Origin of the sequence: Sorangium sp. So ce426 (assembly GCF_051475585.1) — a bacterium.
Taxonomy (GTDB): Bacteria; Myxococcota_A; Polyangia; order Polyangiales; family Polyangiaceae; genus Sorangium; species Sorangium cellulosum_B.
The window spans coordinates 2,713,658-2,732,558 of the sequence record NZ_CP150341.1; the positions used below are offsets into that span (position 1 = coordinate 2,713,658).

8 protein-coding genes are annotated in these 18,901 nt (G+C 75.0%); 1 reads left to right on the forward strand and 7 read right to left on the reverse strand.

Features of this window, described 5'->3' with window-relative positions; translation table 11 throughout:
• Window positions 1-350 precede the first annotated feature (350 nt).
• The 7 genes from WMF44_RS10425 to WMF44_RS10455 form a co-directional block, all read right to left on the reverse strand.
• Window positions 351-2,258, reverse strand: coding sequence for an SWIM zinc finger family protein (locus WMF44_RS10425; RefSeq protein ID WP_437298969.1), 1,908 nt, complete (start codon window positions 2,256-2,258; stop codon window positions 351-353).
• A complete protein-coding gene (locus WMF44_RS10430; protein ID WP_437298970.1) occupies window positions 2,255-9,160 on the reverse strand; it encodes a HEAT repeat domain-containing protein in 6,906 nt (2,301 codons plus the stop codon). Before WMF44_RS10430 ends, WMF44_RS10425 begins: the two co-directional genes overlap by 4 nt.
• Window positions 9,157-12,021, reverse strand: a complete 2,865-nt coding sequence (locus WMF44_RS10435) for a hypothetical protein (RefSeq protein WP_437298971.1) — start codon at window positions 12,019-12,021, stop codon at window positions 9,157-9,159. The genes WMF44_RS10430 and WMF44_RS10435 overlap by 4 nt, the downstream gene beginning before the upstream one ends.
• A 237-nt stretch (window positions 12,022-12,258) precedes the next feature.
• A complete protein-coding gene (locus tag WMF44_RS10440) occupies window positions 12,259-13,161 on the reverse strand; it encodes a WGR domain-containing protein (RefSeq protein WP_437298972.1) in 903 nt (300 codons plus the stop codon).
• 36 nt (window positions 13,162-13,197) lie between these two features.
• Window positions 13,198-13,494 (reverse strand): DUF2288 domain-containing protein, encoded by a 297-nt coding sequence (locus tag WMF44_RS10445; RefSeq protein WP_437298973.1) that lies wholly within the window; start codon window positions 13,492-13,494, stop codon window positions 13,198-13,200.
• Between the two features lie 134 nt (window positions 13,495-13,628).
• Complete coding sequence (locus WMF44_RS10450; RefSeq protein ID WP_437298974.1) at window positions 13,629-14,630, reverse strand: alpha/beta hydrolase; 1,002 nt, start codon at window positions 14,628-14,630, stop codon at window positions 13,629-13,631.
• Window positions 14,631-15,243: 613 nt separating this feature from the next.
• Window positions 15,244-17,967, reverse strand: coding sequence for a TonB-dependent receptor plug domain-containing protein (locus tag WMF44_RS10455; protein WP_437298975.1), 2,724 nt, complete (start codon window positions 17,965-17,967; stop codon window positions 15,244-15,246).
• On the opposite strand from WMF44_RS10455, the gene WMF44_RS10460 reads away from it, so the two are divergent.
• Window positions 17,921-18,898, forward strand: a complete 978-nt coding sequence (locus WMF44_RS10460) for a DNA/RNA non-specific endonuclease (protein ID WP_437298976.1) — start codon at window positions 17,921-17,923, stop codon at window positions 18,896-18,898. The two genes, WMF44_RS10455 and WMF44_RS10460, sit on opposite strands and share 47 nt — an antisense overlap.
• Window positions 18,899-18,901 lie beyond the last annotated feature (3 nt).

Sequence of the window (18,901 nt, forward strand, 5' to 3'; positions counted from 1 at the left end):
GCGATCTGTCCTCGGGACACCGGACCGTCGATCGCTGTCTCATGTCGCCAAGAGAGGCTCCAAGCGCATCACCTTCATCGCTTGGTGCACGGTAGCCTCACCGGTTCTCCGGCTAGACGAGCCCTACGGCGTCGGGAGAAACGGCGTTTGCGAGGTTGTCTCAGCTCTCCCGACGCCGTAGGGCTCGTCTAGCCGAAGAGAACCAAGAACAGGCTACCTTGCGGAGAGTGACTGGCGGTTCCTCCAGAGCGGCGCGACGCCGCTCCTACGCTCGAGGCGTGGAGGCTGGTGCGTTCAGAACCTCTCCTGGCAACACGAACAATCTCTTTTTCTTGACCTCCTTTCCTCTCTCATGCTGACGACGCGTCGGCGTCCACGAACCCGGAGGACGTCAATGCATCCAGTCTCTTGAAATACGCGTCGCGCGCTTCGCCGTCCGTGTCAAACCAAATGCGCTGGTGTCGAGGCGCTTCGGCGCGCGCCCCCCACGACAGGTGTACTACGCGGTCGTCCAGGGAGACACGGTAGACGACCTCCGCGCCCGAGGCCTCGCGGCGCACGTACGTGCGCGTCTCGGCGCGGATGAGCGACCGCCCCTCGGCCGTCTGGCGCAGGGCGTCCCGCTCGGCGCGCTCGCGGGCGTAGGCGACGCGGAGCGCGATCATGTGCTCGCACGGACCTTCGCGGAGGCCGCTCCTGCGGAACGTGGGGCAGCTGCACCACGCGTCGGAGACGCGGCCCTCGAGATCCATCGTGAACCGCGGCGCGAAGTCGCGGTGCGCCTCCCGGTCCGCGACCTCTCCGTGGATCTCGGTGCCCTCGCCGGCGATCTCGTGCACCTTGGTCGGCCTCACCGCACCGGGCGCGCCGAGCAGGCGGTGGGCCGCGGCCTCGCGGGGCGAGCTGTAGCGGATGTCGCGCTCGTCCACCGGATCGGCGAACAGCTCGCGCGGGCGGTAGACGCGGCGCGCGACGTCGTAGAGCACCCGGCCGCGCAGGCACTCGAGCTGGAGCGCCGCGCGGGCCTCCTCGGCGCCGCCGCCGGCCGCGAGCGACGCGAGCGGGAGCGGCCCGCGCTCGCGGAGGAGGGCGAGCTGCCTGCCCGCGAGCGCGTCGAGCGCCGCGCGCGCCTTGTCGCCGCCTTTCCCCTCGCGAGGCATCAGGGCGTCGAACGAGGCGGCGCTGGCCCAGCTGCTGTCGGTCCAGCCCGTGAGCGCGATCGTCAGCGTCGCGCGGCCCAGATCGAGCACCCAGAAGACCGGCAGCCCGGGGCCACGGAGCTCGGCGCGCACGCGTTGCACGTGCGGCAGGAGCCGCGACAGCGCGAGCAGCCGCTGCCGGCCGAAGGTCCGGACCACGCGCGGCGGGCCCTCGTACGGAGGGCCGTGGCCCTCGATCAAGATCTCCCAGGGCTCCAGGATGAGCCGCGGCGGCTTGCCGGGGACGAGCTCGAAGCGCAGGCCGCGGGGCGGCTTCTTCGCCTTGCGCGTGCGGAGCACGAACAGCGCGTTGTAGAGATCGATCGGCGCGAGCTCGCAGGAGACCGCGGGCAGCGTCGCCGCCGACTGCACCTGCAAAAAGCCGCGGAGCCAGGTCGTCGGGACCTCGATCGAGCGCTCGATCGGCGTGGCGCGCGTGGCGCGCGTGGCGCGCGTCGCCTCGGCGTCTCCGCGCGCCGCGCCGGCGTCGAGCTCCACCTTGGCGTAGGCGCGCAGGCGATCGATCTGCTCGACGATGCGCGGCGAGAGATCGACGAAGGCGGTACCGTGGGCGGCCTCGCGGCCCTCGAAGAGGTCGCTGGAGAAGGCGAGCCGGGCGTAGGCGCTCTCGTCGCGCGAGAAGACCTCGATCGAGACCTCGTCCGGGTGCACGGTGAGCACGGGATCGAGCGCGCCGGAGGCCCTCGGCTTCGCGGCGGAGCCGTCGCCCTGGGTCGCCGCGTCGTCGGGGAAGGCGCCCTCCAGGAACGCCTTCTGCGCCTCCCAGATGGCCGCCGTCGCCTTCTTGCCCTGCTTCATCAGGTAGGCGAGGTACGCGGTCCGATCCCGGCCCTTGTACCGGAGATCGCTCTCCAGGATGGTCGCCAGCGCGGCCATCGCGTCGCGGAAGAGCGCCGCGTCGCGGACGGTGCCGCGCACGCCGACCGGGCCGCGGGCGCCGTCGAGGGAGAGGCGCACGCTCGAGTGGAGCGGGGCGGCGGCGAGCTCGCTCGGCGCGGCGTACCGGAGGAGGATCGGGCGGGCGAGTGCGGCCGTCATGCGTTGACTCCTTCGGGGGTCTCGGGCTCTCTGGACGAGCGCGCGGCCGCGAGCCGCGCCGCGCGGGGATCCGCCGCCTTGCGCTTCGCGCGGCGGTACGCTCGGTACGCGGCCTTGCGGACGGCGATCTCGGCCTTCTCCTTGGCCTTCTCCTTGCCGAAGGCGAGCGCGGCCAGCGCCTCGAGCGCGCGCTCGCCGCCGGCGCGGCCGAGCGCCGCGATGGCGTCGAGGCGCGCGGAGGCATCGCCGCCGCTGCCCTGGGCGAGCGAGATCAGCGGGGCGAGCGCGGCGGCGTCGTGGCGCGCGAGGATCGACGGCAGCGCGAGGCGCCGGCCTGGCTCGGTCGCGGCGAGCGCCGCGAGCGCCTCGGGCGAGGCGACGCGCGCGGTCGGCCCGAAGGCGACCGGGTCGAACGGCCTCACCGCAACGGCGATCGCGGCCGAGCCGTCCGGCGCGAGCGCGGCGAGCGCGGCCGACGCCGAGGCCCGGACGCCGGCGTCCATGTCCTCGAGGGCCGCCGTGAGCGCCTCCACGGCGCCCGCGGGCGGCGCGGCACCTGCGGACCTCGCGGCCGACTCGAGCGCGCCGAGGGCGCGCACGGCCTCGCGGCGGACCTCGCCGGGGGCGCTGTCGTTCGAGAGGAGCGCGCGCAGCGCGGGCGCCATCGCGGTCGCGCCGGCGCGCCCCGCGGCCCAGAGCAGCTCGCGCCACGCCGCGGCCTCGGCGCTGCGCTCGTCGCCGTGCGCGGCCGACCAGCGCTCCGCGGTGCGCTGCGCCGCGGCGGCGAGCGCGCCCGCGAGGGGCCCGCGATCGCCGGCCACGGTGCCGGCGGCGATGAGCCGCGCGGCCTCCTGCCGCGCCGGGGCGCGCTCGTCCTCGAGCATGCGCAGGAGCGCGGCCACCGGCAGCGCGCCGCGGCGGAGCAGGCCCATGGCGAGGCGCTGCCGTAGGTCCTCGTCCTTGAGCGCGGCGAGCCGGGGCAAGAGCTCGGCCGGGTCGGCCTCTGCGGCGAGGTAGCTCGCCGCCGGGCCCGCGATGTCGTCGTACTCGCTCCCGACCGCGAGGAGCTCGACGCGCGTCCGCTCGCCAGGAAAGAGCTTCTCCAGCGCCTTGCGCGCGTTCTTGCGGACCTCGCCGCTCCGCGCGTCGAGCGCGCGGGCGAGCGCGGGCTCGGCCGCGCCGTCGCCGAGCAGGCCGAGCTCGTTCACCGCGACGACGCGGAGCCTTTCAGGCGTGTCGCCGGCGCGCACGAGCTCCTCGAGCAGCACGCGGGCGCGCTCGCCGCCGATCCAGCGCACGCCCTTCGCCGCCGACTCGCGGAGATCGATGGAGTCGGCGTGGAGCGCCTGCTCGACGCGCTCCGAGGCGCGCTTGCGGAGCTCGGCGCTCCCGAGCTTCGGGGCGATGCGGCCGAGCGCCTCCGTGGCGGCGGCCTGCATGCTCGGTTCGATCGGCGCCTCTTTGGTTCCGCCGGCGGCCACCGCCTCGAGCTCTTCCAGCGCGCGGGCGTCGCCGAGCGTGCCGAGCGCGAGCAGCGCGCGCTCCCGCTCCCCGGGCTCGCCCGCGCGCACGACGAGGAGGAGCGGCCGGAGCGCCGACGCGAGTCCCCGCTCGGCCACCCCCTCCGCGGCGGGCAGCACGAGCTCGCGCGCGCCCGCGCGCAGCACGGCCTCGAGCGGCCCGGAGGGCGCGCGCTGCTGTCGATCGCCCTTGACGCGCTTCGCGTAGGACGTCACGGCCGCGACGCGCGTGGGGAGATCGCGATCCGCGAAGAGCGCGACAAGGAGGTCGTTCTGCGCGGGATCGTCGCCGAGATCGAGCTCGCGCGCCGCGGCGAGGCGGAGCGCCGGGTCCTTCGCGCGTGTGGCGGCGGCGAGGAACGCGAGCGCGAGCGCCGTCTCGCGCTTCTCGCGCTCGCGCCCCTTGTCGACGATCTCGAGGCACGCCTTGAGCGCGGCGCTCCGGACCTCGGCCGCCTCGTCGTCGAAGCGCGCCGCGAGCGGGCCGGTGGCCGCGGGGTTCCGCGTGCTCCCGAGCGCGCCCGCCAGCGCGGCGCGGTCCGACGGCGTGGCGGCCTCATCCATGCGCGCCGCGAGCGCCCGCACCGCCGCGTCGCTCGCGAGCGCGACGAGCGCCTTGCGGGCGCGCGCCGCCGGCGCGGCCGCGCCCTCGCGCAGGAACGCCGAGAGCACGTCGACCGCGCGATCGTCGCGGCTGCGGGCGAGGAGCTCCGCGGCGCGCAGGCGCAGGTCGTCGTGATCGCTCTCCATCGCGCGGCACAGGGCGGGCACGATGCGCGGATCGCTCGACGACGCGAGGCGCTCGAGCACGCCGAGGCGGAGGTCGGCGTGCTCGCTGCCGAGCGCCGCGAGGAGCGGGTCGAGGCTGCCCTTCGGAGAGAGCCGCTCCAGGAGCTCGAAGGCGTAGCGGCGCACGTCGGGCAGCGCGGAGCTCAGCGCGCGCACGATCTCGGGGCGGGCGTCGCCGCCCCGCGCGGCGATCTCGTCGAGCGCGGTCCGCGCCACGTCGGCCGACGCCGAGGCGAGCCCGAGCGCGAGCGGCTCGCCCGCCCCCGCCGGGAAGAGCGCCTTGAGCCCCGCGAACGCCGCCTTGCGCACGAGGTGGTGCGGGTCGTCGAGCGCCCGGACGAGCGGCGGGACCGCCGCCGTGCTGCTGACGTGCCCCTTGGCGCAGACGTCGACGATGCGATCGATGGCGTCGCGGCGCGTGCGGTGCGCCTCGTCGTCGCCCGCCGAGACCTGCCGGAGCAGGCCCATGTACGCGCCGAACGCGAGCCAGCGCAGCCGCCGCTGCTCGCCCTCCGGGACCGCGTCGCCGGCCGGCCTGTCGCTCTCCTTCTGGCCGCTCTGGCCGCTCTGCCCGCTCGGCTCGGGCTGCGCGAAGAGGCGGCGGAGCCACCCCTTCGCGGGCTTCGTGTCGCTCTCCTCCGCGGCGCGCGGGGTCGTGTCCGCCACGACGTGGGCGCCCGCGGGGCGCAGCGCGGCCACGCGCTTCGCCTCGCGGAAGTACTCGACCGGCTTGCGCCGGATGCGGAGCACCTGCGCGGCCGCGTAGCGCTGCTGCGGGTCGTCGCTGGCGAGCGCCTCGGCCAGGCCGACCAGGATGCGCCCGCGCGCGACCTCGGGCGGCCAGTCCTTCATGCCGGCGGGCTTCTCGCCGTCGGCCGCGCGGCCCTGCTCCGCCGTGTCGGGGCGCGGGGGCATCAGCGCCTCGATGAGGTGGGCGAGGTACAGCTCCGGATCGGTGCGGAGCTCCAGCGCGCGCGCCGCGGCGAAGCGCACGTCGGAGCGCTGCGACGAGAGCGCGCTCGTCAGGAGGTCCGGCGGGTCGCCGCGGCGGAAGGCCCTGAGGTCGCGCGCGAGCACGATCGCGAAGACGATCTCCTGGACCTCGCGCGAGCTGTCCTCGAGGCCCTGCAGCATGCCGCCGTAGCCCTCGGGCCCGAGCGCCGCGAACGACATGATCGTCGCGACGCGGATGGGCGGGTGCTCGTGGCGCAGCGTGCCCGTGAGCACCGGCAGCGCCCGCACGTCGCCGAGCCGCGCGAGCCCGTCGGCGGCCCACGAGCGCACCGCGACGTCGGCGTGGCCCATGGCGTCGAGCAGGTAGCCCTCCTCGCCGCGGCGGGCGGCCATCGCGAGCCCGCGCGCGGCCTGCTCGCGCACGTCGGGGTACTCGTCCTTGAGCAGCTCGGTGGCGAAGTACTTGACGAGGCGCGGCGATCCCAGCGTCGCCAGCGCGGTCGCGGCGCGGGCGCGCAGCGGGCCGAGGACCTGGATCGGCACCTGCGCGGAGGGGACCGCGAACGCGGATCCCCGACCCGCGTTCAAGAGGGATTGATCGGCGAGGAGCGCCCGCATCGGGTTGATCAGCTGCTCGTCGCGCCGGACGGCGCAGAGCTCGGCCGCACGCACCCGGAGGTCGAGGTGGCTCGACTGGAGGCCGATGTGGAGCGGCCCCGCCTCGCCCGGCAGGAGCCTGTCGAGCGCCTCGATCGCGGCGATGCGCGGCCCCGCGTGCTCGTCCTCGAGCAGCTTGCTCAGGGCGCTGCGCGCGGCCTCGCCCACCGGCACGCGCGTGGCGAGCAGCCGGAGCAGGGCGTTGCGCGCGTCGTCGCCCGTCGGCAGGTGCGCGGCCCCGCGCGCGCCGCTCTCCCGGACCGAGGGGTGGATCGACGCCATCGCGGCGAGGTGCGGCTCCGCGGCCTCCTTGCCGCGCAGCTTGACGACGGCGTCGTACGCGGCCTGGGCCACGCCCGCGTCGCGGTCGCCGATGGCCGCGTGCAGCCGCTCCGCGGCCCACGGCTGCTCGCCGTGCGCCTTGAGCTCCTCGACGGCGCGCAGGCGCAGGTCGGGGAAGCGCGCGAGCTGGGCGCGGTCGAGCGCCGTCTGCGGATCCGAGGCGTGCCACGACCAGAGCGTCCGGAACGCCTCGCGGCGGACCTTGGGCGACTCGTCCTCGATCGCGTCGGCGAGCAGCGCCTCGGCCTCGGGCGGCCTCGGTCCCTTGCCCTCGCCGGCGAGGGCCACGAGCCGGTCGAGCCCGCGGACGCGGATGTCCTCCTGCGACGAGCGGAGCGACGCCTCGGCGACGGTGAGCGGGGCCGACGGCTGGAGCCGCGCGTAGGCGTCGTGCGCCGCGGCGCGCACCGCGCCGTCCGCGTCGTCGAGCATCCAGATGAGGCGCTTCTCGGCGCGGGTGTCCCGGAGCTCGGCGAGCGCGGTCGCCGCCTGCCGTCGCAGCGACGGGTCCTGCTCGCGCGTGAGCTGCAGCAGCGCGCCGAGGGCGCGCGTGTCGCCGAGCTGCGCGAGGCCGCGCGCCCCACGCACCGCCGTGTCCGGCGTGCGGCACGCCATCGCGGTGAGCAGCGGCTCCAGGTCGGCCTCGGCGGGCTCGGCCCCCGGGCTGCCCACGCCGGGGATCCGGGCGCGCGCCGCCTTGATGGCCGCTTCGTCGGCCGCCTTCGCGGCGTCCTTCGCCCCATCCTTCGCGTTCGCCGCGGGCTTCTCCGCGCCGCCTGCGCCGGCGCCGGCGCGCCGCAGGACCTCCGCCGCGCGCCGCGCGATGTCGATCGCCGCGCGACCGAGATCCTCGTCGCGCGCCTCGAGCGCGTGGGCGAGCGCGCGCCGCTCGATCACCTTGGCCGCGAACGCGATGCGGCGCACCTCGGCGTCCTCGTCGTCGAGCGCGCGCGCCGCGATCGGCGCGAACTCCGGCGCCGAGAGCCAGCCGGCGAGCGCGGCACGGATGAGCGCCTCGACCCGGAGGTCGGCCGGGCCGCGCTCGAAGGCGGTGCGGAGCGGCTGCGGGCCGTCCGGGTAGATCTGCTGGAGCTGGTCGAGCGCCGTGAGCCGCACCGACGCGTCGCGGCCGGCGAGCTTCTCGGCGATGAGCCCCGGGACGAGCGGCGAGCTGCCGTAGAGCTTCCCGAGCTCGAGGAGCGCCCGGCGCTGGACGTCCGCGGCGCGGGCGTCGAGCGCCGCCCGGAGCGGGGCGAGCGGCGTGTCGCGCTCGATCGCGCGGAGCGCCTCGAGCGCGGCCATGCGGACGTTCGGGCTCTCGTCGTCGAGCGCCTCGCGCAGCTTCGCGCGCGCGCCGCGGCGCCCCTTCGCGCCGAGCTCGCGGGCGGCGAGCGCGCGCACCTCGGCGTCGCGATCCGAGCGGAGCACGGGAAGCGCGGCCTCGAGCGCCTCGGGCTCGTCCAGCGAGGCGAGCGTCTTGACGGCGCTCTCGCGCGCCGGCCGCGCGCCCGAGAGCGCCTGGGCGAGGACATCGAAGCCGTGCGTGAGCTCGGCGGTGCCGTCCGCGGGCGCGCCGGCGGCGTCGATCGGGAAGCGCCATACCGTGCGCCGGTCCCCCGCGGCGAAGACGGCGCCGAGCCCGTCCTTCGCGTCCGCGCCGCCGCGGCCCGCCTGCCCGCGCGCCCCTTTGCGCGCGGCGGCCGGCGCGAGCGCGAGCGCGTGCAGCGCCAGCGCGCTCGTCTCCAGCGTGCGCGGCTTGCGCTTGTCCTCGAGCCGGTGGATGCGGATCGCGCCGTCCGCGCCCGCGGACAGCAGGCGGTCGCCGCTCTCCTTGCCGTCTTCCTGCGGCGGCGGGGTGGGCAGGCACAGGAGCGCGCGGACGCCGCCCGCGTGGCCGCTCCCGTCCGCGCCGCGCACCTCGCACTCGACGTCGCCGACGAGGTACCAGAGGCGCACGGTGCCGTCGTCGCCGCCCGACGCGAGCCGCCCGTCGCGCGGCGTGAACGCGAGCGCCGTGACCGGCCCGTCGTGGCCCGGCATGGCGCGGACGGCGCCCGTCGACAGCGTGACCACGCGGACGACGCCGTCGTCGCCCGCCGCCGCGCAGAGCTCGCCGGCGGGATCGAAGGCGACGGCGCGGAGCGGCGCCGCCGAGAGCGCGAACGACGCGATCTCGACCGCGGCGCCGGGCGGCGGGGCAGGGGAGCCGGCGGCCTCGCCGACGCGGAACACCCGCAGCGCGCCGTCGACCCCCACGGTCGCGAGGCGCGCGCCGGCGTTCTGCCACACGCCCGCGGCGATCGCCGTCGCGCCGCCCGGGTGCGCGTCGATCGCCCGCCCGTCGGCCCCGTCGCCCGCGAGGAGGCGCAGCGCCCCGTCGGAGCACGCCGCCGCGAGCAGGTCGCCCGCGAAGGCGAGGCCCAGCACGTGCGCGGGCACGTCGATCGAGCGCACCGGCTTGTTCGCCACGTGATCGAACAGCGTCACCTGGCTCGCGCTCGCGGGGGACGGCGTGGTCTGCGTCTCGCGCGTCCCGCGCGGCTCGCCCGGCGCCGGCGCGCGCACGCCGCCGACAGCGAGGAGCCGCGGGCCGATCGCGAGCGCGCGGACCTTCTCGTAATGGCCGATAGCGTGGCTCATGCGGTCTCCTGTCCGACGCCGGGGAGCGCCCGGCCTTCGCCTGCCGCTCGTCCGACGCCGGGGAGCGCCCGGCCTTCGCCGGCCGCTTCGAGGCCTTCGATCTCGAGCCCCGGGTGCGCGTGCCTGAGCCGCAGGAGCGCCGCCAGGCACGCCTGCCACTCGCCCTTCGCGATCGACCCGGTGAACTCGGCGATGACGGGGGCGACGAGCGCCGCGAACGCCGCGTCCTCGACCGCGAGATCGCGCACGACCTCGATCACGTGCCGCTTGGCCTCGCTCGCCGAGAGGCGCCTGCGCGAGCCCGCGTCGTCGCCCGGCTCCGGCGACCGCCCCGCGGGGATCCCGGACAGCACGTACCGCAGGAAGCGCCGGAGCGCCTCGACGTCCGCGAACCGCCCGGCGTCCTCGGGCAGCTCCGCCGCGGGGCGCGCCTCGTCTCCGCGCGCCGCGCGCGGCTTCCAGCCCGGCGGCAGATGGCGCGGCCGGTGCTTCTCCCAGAGCATCCGCACGGCGAAGAGGCGCACCTCGCGGTCGGCGCTCTGCATCAGCCAGCCGAGGCGCTCCGGGCCGCCGAGCCGCGCGTAGTGCTTCAGGATGAGCGACAGGCCGAGCTCGCGCGCGCTCTTCTTCAGGCTCTCCGTGAGCGCGAAGACCTGCGCCGGATCGAGCTCCTCCGGCGTGAGCGCGATCGCCGGATCGGCCGACGGATCGCCGACCTTGCGGAGCGCGTCGAAGGCGATGTTGCGCACCTCCTTCGCGTCGCTGTGCGCGAGCTCGTAGACGCGGGTCTGGTAGCCCCACGCCCGGAGCTCGGCGCGCGTGATGAGCGCGGCGAAGCGCCGGACATCGTCCCGCTTGTCGGAGAGCGCGGGCCAGATGCGCTCGGCGGTGAACGCGCCTCGCTTGAGCGCCGGCTTCAGCTCGAGCTCCTTGGCCTCGCCCTGCTCGGGCCCGAGCACCGGGTGGTGGCAGCGCAGGTACGTCTGCGCGAACGCCCGCATCGGCTCGGGCTCCTTCTCGCCGAGCGCGAGCGCGAACAGCCTCGCCGTGCCCGCCTCGCGGTCGCCGCGGCCGCTCGCGTCCTGCCCCGCATCGAAGTCCTGCGGCTTCATGTGCGAGAGGAGGTAGCGGCGCGCGAAGCCGTTCAGCGTCGGATCGGCGCGCCGCGCGAGCGCGAGCAGCCAGGGCAGCGTGAGCTGCCGCGGCGACACGATCTTCGGGTTGCCGAGCACCTCCAGCGCGACAGCGCGCGTCTCGGCGCTGAACACGAGCCCCTTCAGGCGCTCGACGCCCTCGGCCGTCAGGTCGGGCAGGGCGTCGGCCTTCTGGAGCCAGGTCGCGACCGTCGACCCGAGGCGCTTGCGCGTGAGCGCGCCGAGCAGCCACGGCGTCCCGATCGCCGCGATCGGGTGCTTGCCGAGCGCGTCGAGCGCGGACTTCGTCGCCTGGTAGTCGTCCTCGTGGCGCGGGTCGTCGAGCACGCGCACCCAGAAGCCGGCCCCCGGCTCGCCGGGCCGGTACTTGGCCTTGAAGTAGGCGGCGGCCCACTTCTTCTGCTCGGACTCGCCGTAGAGCATGTCGATGAGGAAGCCCTCGGGTAGCTCGGCGCGGTCGAAGCTCTCGCTCAGGGCCTTGCTGGCCCACGCCTCGGTCTCGCCGTGCGTGAGCAGCCGCCCCAGGAACGCGTGGCCGAGCGCGCGCGGGCTCTTGCCCTGGAGCGCCGACGCCGCGAAGGCGCGCGTGTCCTTGTGCTCGGAGTCGAGCAGCGCGGCGAGGCGCTCCGGGTCGAGGTCCGTCGCGTGCGCGCGGGCGTACTCGATCGCGAACGTGCGCGCCTTCGCGCTCGGGGAGGCGAGCAGCGCGAGCGCCGCGTCGTGCAGCCCGAGGCCGCGCAGCTTGCTCTGGTGGAGCTCCGGCGAGCCGAGCAGCGTCTCGATCAAAAACTCGTGCGCGCTCGCCAGCGGCCGGTACGCGAGGCGCGAGAGCCACGCGGGCGTGACGCTCCGCAGGGTGTCGGCGAAGTCCTTCTTGAGCCCCTGGATCGCGAACTTGGCCGGCGGATCGGCCTGGCAGGCCGAGAGCAGGAGCATCAGCGGATCGGGCGATCGCTTCCACGCCTCGTCGAAGGCGCGGTGCTTCACCATGTCGTTCGGCGGGACGTTGCCGTGGAACGAGCGCCCGTCGTACTTGCCCGTGCCGTGCGCCCAGATGTGGTTCGCGACCCAGAGGTCGCTGAAGCTCGTGCCCGGCGCGTAGTGGCGGAGGACCTCGACCGCGAACTGCGGGTAGAGCTCCGGCGTGCTCCGGCCGAGCTCGCGCAGGAAGCGCCACGCGCGGCGGCGCATGTAGATCAACGTCCCCCTGGAGACCTCGCGCCGCCGGCTGCGGGAGAGCTCGACGTCGAAGCGGAAGGCGAGCGCCCCGAAGAGCTCCGCGTCGAGCCGCGCCTCGGCCAGCTTGTAGATGCGCTTGAGCCCGCCCCACGCGCCGAAGACCAGCGGCGCGCTCGTGGCGATGTCGCGCAGCGCGCTGCGCCCTGCGTCCGTGCCCTCCTCGTAGATGCGCACGATCAGGTCCGCGAGCTCGAGCCGCGGCGGCGGCGCGGCGTCGACCTGCGCGAGGAAGCGCTTCCACGCGTCGGTCGACTGCTCTCGCCGCTGCTCGGGGGAGCGCATGCCCTGAGCGCGCGAGAGCAGCTGCAGGAACGCCGCGAAGGTGAGCGCCCCCTCGCGCGGCGGCGTCTCCGGTTTTGGATCCGGCTGCTCGAGGTACGCCTCGACGACCTCGGCCAGGGTGGGTGAGCCGCTCGTGGCGAGCTGCTTGACGTTCGCGATGTCGATCGGGTTCGGTGAGCTCGTCAAGGCGCCCTCCCGCGGCGGGATGGCCTGGGAGAATCGCGAGCCCCGCGTTGCAGGTCAAGCCAGAGTCGATCTGACGATGACGGAAGCGTCGTCGCTTCCCCGCGGTGTGCGCCTGTGGGTGGGGCGTGTTCGCCGATGCAGGGGTGCCGCGCGGCGCCCGGAGCGTTGCCTCGAGGCGCGCGCCGGACGCTCAGCACAGGCCGCGCAGGTCGGTCAGCGCAGCTCAGGCCGAGCAGCTCACGCCGCGCGCATCCGCGCGACCCGCTCGGCGACGTGCGGGTCGCCGCCCGCGTCGATGCTCGCGAGGAGGTCCTTCAGCGAGCGCCCGCGGTGGGCGAGGTGCGCCTCGAGGTGTGGCGAGAGCGCCTTCCAGCGCCGCGCCCACCCGGCCTCGGCGCTCATCGAGCCGTGGTGTGGCCGATCGACGAGCAGGGCGCCGAGCCGGAGGCCGAGCTCGGGATCGTCGAGCTCCTCGAGCTGCCGCTTCAGCAGGGCGAGCGCTCCGGCGGCAGGAGAGGTCGCCGGCGGGGCCTTCCAGGTGTCGCGCACCGCGCGCGCGAACGCCGCGGCGTCGAGCTCCGAGAGCAGCTCGAGCGCGCGCACGAGCGGCAGGCGATCGCGCGCGCTCGGCGCGACGACGCGGTCGAGGAGCGCGTCCAGCGCGGCGGACAGCGCCCCGTCGGTCGCGGGATCGAGCCCGCCGAGCGGCTCGAGCGCGCGGCGGGCGCGTCGGACGGCGCGCCCGAGCACCCAGCTCCGCCGGCCGCGCGCGGCCGAGACCGCGGCGAGCGCGTGGACGGCGGCCTTGCGCCGCGCCTCGGTGGCCTCGCCGGGCTGGACGCGCGGCGGCAGATCGAGCTTCGGCGGCTGCGGGGGCGCGGTCGCGCCGGGGGTGGCCGCGGGGGCGCCGCCTGCGGGCGCGCCACCCCCGGCGGCGGCCACTTCCTGGTAGCCCTCCCTGAGCTTCTCCGCGATCTTCTTGTCGCACTCGCGCTGCGCGGCCTCCGCCGTGGGGAACGCCTTCTCCTTGCGTTGCCCGGCGGTCCCCAGCCGCCCGTAGACGACGATGAAGGTCGTGTCGTCCACGTCGGCCATCCAGAACTTGGCGCTCGTCCCCTGCACGAACTCGAACCGGCGCATGCGGGCGACGATATCACGTCGCGCTGGCGGCGCGCCTCAAGAGGGCGGCGGCGAGGGCGGCTGGCGGATAAGCACGAACGGCGCGACAACGAGCGACAGGAAGCGCAGATCGTGCTGCTGCGGCCAGCGCGCGAGATCGGCGGCCGTCGGCTTGGTCAGCTTGCCGGCCGCGATCCAGGCCTCCACCGCGGCCGTGTCGTTCGCGGCCATGGCCTCGCCGACGTCCAGGAGGTCGAGATCGGCGGCGACGACGATGACCGCGTCGCGCGCTGTATGGGTGCGGAGATCGGTCCAGAAGACCTCCCCGAGCGTCTTGGCGAGCTGTTCGCGCATGGGGGCAGCATAGGCCCCGGACAGCGGCCGCCAAGCCTGCGCGCCGCCGCCCGGGCGAGGGAGGGCGGCGGCGCGCAGACTTGGCGCCCGCGGCGATCCGGGCAGGCGGCGCTGCCCGAGGCCCCGATCGCGCCCTACCAGCCCATGTTGTGGTGGACCCAGCAGTCGATCTGCTCCCAGCCGACCCGCGCCTTGCGATGGCCGTTCAGGATATGGCCCGTGTCGGGGACGATCGCGGTCGTGACGCTCTCGGCGCTGGCATAGAGCGCCGCGTCGGAGTCCGCGTACGCCGCCGGCTGCAGCGCGTCCGTCTCCCCGAACTGGATGAACACAGGGCTCGTCACCTCGTCGATGCCGGCGAGCGTCGGATCCTCGGAGACGGCGAGGAGGCTGAGGAACTGCCCGCGCGTGAACGTGTCGGCGATGGTGGCGTTATCGAAATCGATGAGCGCCGGGCTCGCGTTCGCGGTGTCGTAGAAGATGGCGGTGCGCATGTCCGGCGGGATCGCGATATAGGGCGTCTGCAGCAGCGCGGAGATCGCCTCTGGGGGGACCGGGATCGGGTGCGGCGTGAAGGCGAGGCCGGTGTTCACGAGGACGTCGGCGTCATTGTAGGTGCTCTGAGCGAACGAGTTGATGATGGCGCCGTTCGAGTGACCGACGAGCGCGACGCGCGTGAAAGGCGTTTTGTAGACGCCGCCAGGCGTGCGCATCTCGGTGATGATCTGATGGACGCTGTCGGCGGTGTCGGCCAGGTCGAGGAAGTCGCCGTCGGGCCGGCTGCTCTCTCCGGCCCCGAGCATGTCGAGCGCCAGGACGGCGTATCCCTCCTTCGCCATGTGCCGGGCATAGGAGTAATCGTGTCCGCCGAACGACGGGAGATCCCAGTACTCGTGCGTGTAGGTCAGGCCGTGCACGAGCACCTGAAGCGGGCGGTACTTGGTCTGGCCCTGATAGTAGAGGTAGCCGACGATGTCGTACGTGTTGCCGTCGGAGAGGGTCACCGGGAACACCAGGCGCTCGACCTTGGTGGGCTGCCTCGACGACGACGCCTCGGCATCGCCCGAAGAGAGCGCGGCGGCCGCGAGCGTCGCCGAGAAGAGTACCGTGCTGAGTGCGCGATAATAAAAGTTCATGAATTGACCCTCATGGTTACGGCAGGTGATTGGAGGTGAGGCAACGTCTATCGCGGTGCGATATCCCGTGGTCTCTCAGCTCCAGCGCCGCCACGCCATGTTCGCAAACATTGGACCAGAAAGCGTCCACGTCAACAGGATAGCGCACGATCTCCGCCCGCGCCGCCGTTCGCCGCCATTTCAGAGCGCTGTTTGGTCGACAGCGCGTCGACCGTGGGCTCGCCGGGCCCTCGCGGCCCGTCGTGAGGAGCGGACCGCTGCACGAGTCTTTGCGTGATGCCGCAATGGCTTGCACGGGGGTGACGCCGGCTGCCGGTCCCGGCACATGTGCCAGGGAAGGCGTCATCACGACGACTTCTGTGCTGGCGAACAAATCTCCCCGTGCTTTACCGCTCTTGCCGGACGTCATGGCCAGGAGACGCCATCGCGGCACGGACGTCGTTTGATGAACCGATATGGGATTTTTGTGGCTCCGCTGTGTCGTGCTCGCGGAGGCACGGGCGATCGCGCCCCCGCGGGTGATCCCGGCGATCCTCTGCGCGGCGCGGGCGCGCAGCCGCGGCGCCGCTGGTGAGCGCGAGCGCTGCTCGCGGCGCGGTGAGGTCAATGCCGCTCAGAAGGTCGCTTCGACGCCGATGCTCGGCAGGATGATGGGTCCGAGCGTCTCCGGCGCGCATCCGCGCAGGAGCGAGCACTCGTATTGCAGCGTCTCTTTTCCAGCGGTGGCGTTGAGCACCTCGATTGTGAGCGAGACGGTCCGTCCTTCGCGGAGGATCCACCGCTTCTCGAGCCGCACGTCCAGCCGGAAGAACGCCGGAAGCCGCTCCGGCAGGCTCAGCCGGCGGACCACCTGGGCGATCCGCTCGCGCAGCTGCTCGCGGCGCCGGATGTCCTGCTCCGTGTCGGGGCGGTCGTCGTTGCCATCCGGGCGCTGCCCGTCGACGCCGTCGTTGTCCCAGAGGTCGTAATCGACCGTCATGGGAATGCCGCTGTAGAACACCGCCCTGCCCCCGAGCTTCCAGCCGCGACCCACGTCGACCGCGGCCGCCATGTTGAGCACATGGCGGCGGTCGAACGCCGAGTCGAAGCTCTCCCGGCCGACATGGCGGACCGAGCGGGAGAGGGTGTAAGACACGAACCCTCCGATGCGCTTCGACAGGCTGCGGTGCGCGTGGATCTCCAGCCCATGGGCGCTGCCGGCGCCGCGCAGCTCGGCCCGCTGCGCGAGGCCAGCGTCGATGCCGGGAGGCCGGTTGCCGAGGGCGTCGCTCAGGTCGAAGAAGCCGCTCCGGAACCCGGTGATCGTGGCCTTGATCTCCCCGGGGAGGCGGAGCTCGACGCCGGCGCTCGCCAGCAGCCCCGTCTGCACGCCGCCGCGCAGGCCGCCCACCTGCATGCCGGGCACCGCGCCGAGGAAGCTCGGCGGCTGGTGGGTCACGCCGAAGGCGCTCAGCAGGGCGACGCGCGGGGTCGCTTGCAGCCGCGTCGCGAGCCGCGGATCCACCGTGGCCCTCGTCGCGCCGCCGGACGCGAAGAGGTCGCCGCGCAGGCCCGGGACCACCTCGAACCCGGGCGCGGCGCGGACGACGACGTCGGCCCAGAGCCCCGCGGCGAGGTCCTCCCGGCTCGTGAAGAGGCGCGCGAGCGCCCTGTCGTTCCGGGTCGGGAAGTCGCCGTCGTTCTCGCGGATGTCGATGTCGAACCGCTCCAGCTGGGCGTCGGCGCCGGCGCGCACCGTCAGCCGCTCGGAGACCGGCGCGGACAGCTCCACGCGCGCGCCGACGAGGCGGGCGCGCCCGGCCCGCTCCCCGTCCTGGTTCTCGCTCTCCTCGTGGCCGAGCGTGATCGCGTGCCGGAGGCGGCCGCCGCGCGCGAAGAACCTGTCGTAGCGCAGGTCGAGCCGGTGGAAGTCGCCGGCGAGCACCACGTCCTTGTCGCCGTCGTCCTCGATCTGGGCGAGGTAGTCGTGCGACCCGAAGGCGAAGAGGCCGACCCGGTCGTACGGCGAGGCGTCGTAGGTGACGCGCGCCTGGTAGTCCCAGTAGCCGAGCTCGACGCCGGGCGAGAAGAGCGCGAGCAGCGCGCCCGGGTACGCGTAGCGCCCGCCGACGAGCGCGGTGCCGCGGCCGTCGGCCCAGGGCGCCTCGACAAGGGCGCCGGCGTCGAAGAGCCGGAGGTTGGCCTCGCCGTGGAGCAGGCGCGCCGGCTCCCGGGTCTCGCCGGCGATGACGCCGCCCGTGTAGCGCCCGAAGCGCGCGGGGAAGCCGCCGGGGTAGAGATCGACCCGCTCGACGAGCGCCGGGTGGATCACGCTGGGGCCGAGCGCCACGTGATAGAGCAGCGGGACGCGCACGCCGTCGATGAAGTAGCCGACGTTGCCCGGCGGCGCGCCGCGCACGAAGAAGTACGGCACGCCGGACGCGATGGGCGTCACGCCGGGCATCGCCTCGATCGCGCGGAAAGGATCGCCGAACGCGCCGGGCACCTGGCGAACCTCCTCGCGCGTCATCGAGGTCGTCATCGGCGCGGCGCGTTCGCCGACCACCACCACGTCGATGGCCTGCGCGGCGGCCGGCGGCGAGGGCGGCGCCGCCGCGCTCCCGCGGGGCGGCGGGGGCGCGGCGGGCGCTGCAGGAGGCGCGCTCGGCGCGGCCGGCGCGGCCGGCGCCGCGGCGCGAGGATCGCGGAACCTCACGGGGAACAGGATGCGCGCGCCGATGGGCCGCCCGTCGCGCCGGGCGGGCTCGAACCGCCACGACGGCGCCGCGCGCGCGGCCGCGCTCGCGAACGGCTCCTCGCCCTCCACCTCGACCGCGCCCACGGTACCGTCCGCGTACACCGTGATGCGGGCGACCACGGTCGCGTCGCCTACGCCGCCGGGCGGGTAAGGCGGCTCGGTGGGGCCGAGCGGCGACGGCATCGTGACCCGCGCGCCCTGCGTGGCCGCCGCGGGCGCCGCAGGGGCCTGCGCCTGCGCGGGAGCCGCCGTGGCCTCGCCGTCGGTGAAGGCCACGAGGGCGCCGGTCGCCGCGGCCACCGCGACGGCCGCGGCGCCGCGCGTCCTCCGGTGTCGCAGATCGCTGTGCTCCGGCTCCCCCATCGGCGCTCCGGAAACCATGGAGAGTCGCGGCGGCACGCTCAAGCAAAACGTACCGGCGCCCCCTTCGGGCCGAGCGCTGCGCGCCTCGCCGAGGTCGCGCTGGACGACCGTGCCGTCCCTGCCGTAGATAGCTGGCAGCGCCGACGTGGGCTCGAACAGGAAGCGACAACAGAAGTCCTCGGGTTCGCGCGTGCTCGTCGCGCTCCTCGTGACCGGGCTCAGCGCGGTGGGGGTCAAGTGCGGCCTCGAGCGGGGGCTCGAGGAGCTCGGCCTCGACCTCGGCGGCGATCGCCCCTCCAGGCCATCGCCGACGCCCGGCCGATCCGGCAGCGCCTCGCCGCCGAAGGGCGCTCCGCCGAAGGGATCTCCGACGAGCGGCGCGCCCTCCTCGCGCCCGTCCGCGCCGAGCCCGCATCTCGAGCTCGGCGTCCCGGCCCGCACGGGAGCGCGCGCCGCGCGGGCCGACGCGTCCGACGATCACCTGATGATCAAGCCCCAGTACGCCCTCTCCTACAACCGCTCCAGGAACGTGGCGAACTGGGTCGGCTGGAGGCTCGACGCCGCGTCGTTCGGCGACGCGCCCCGCCATCGGGGCAAGTTCCTGGCCGACAGCGCGCTGCCGGACGGCTGGTACCGCGTGCAGCACGACGACTACACCGGCTCCGGCTTCGATCGAGGCCACATGGTCCGCTCCGAGGAGCGGACGCGGAACCCCGACGACAACAAGGCGACGTTCCTCCTCACGAACATCCTGCCGCAGCGGCACGAGCTCAACGCCGGTCCGTGGCTGAGGCTCGAGGAGGCGTGCCAGGAGCTCGCGCAGAAGGAGCGGCGGGTGCTGTTCCTGATCGCCGGCGGCCTCTTCGACGAGCGCGAGCGCCGGGCCGCCACCATCGGCAAGGACGTCGCCGTGCCGGACGCGTTCTTCAAGGTCGCCGTGGTCCTCGATCCGGGGCAGGGGCCCGGCGACATCGGCCCGGCGACGCGGGTCATCGCGGTGGTGATGCCGAACGAGACGGGCATCCTCGATCGGGGCTGGGGGCAGTACCGGACGACGGTGGACGAGATCGAGCGGCGCGCGGGCTACGACCTCATGACCGCCCTCCCCGAGGCCACGCAGCGGACGCTGGAGGCGCGCGTCGACGACGGGCCCGCCGGCGGTCGCTGAGCG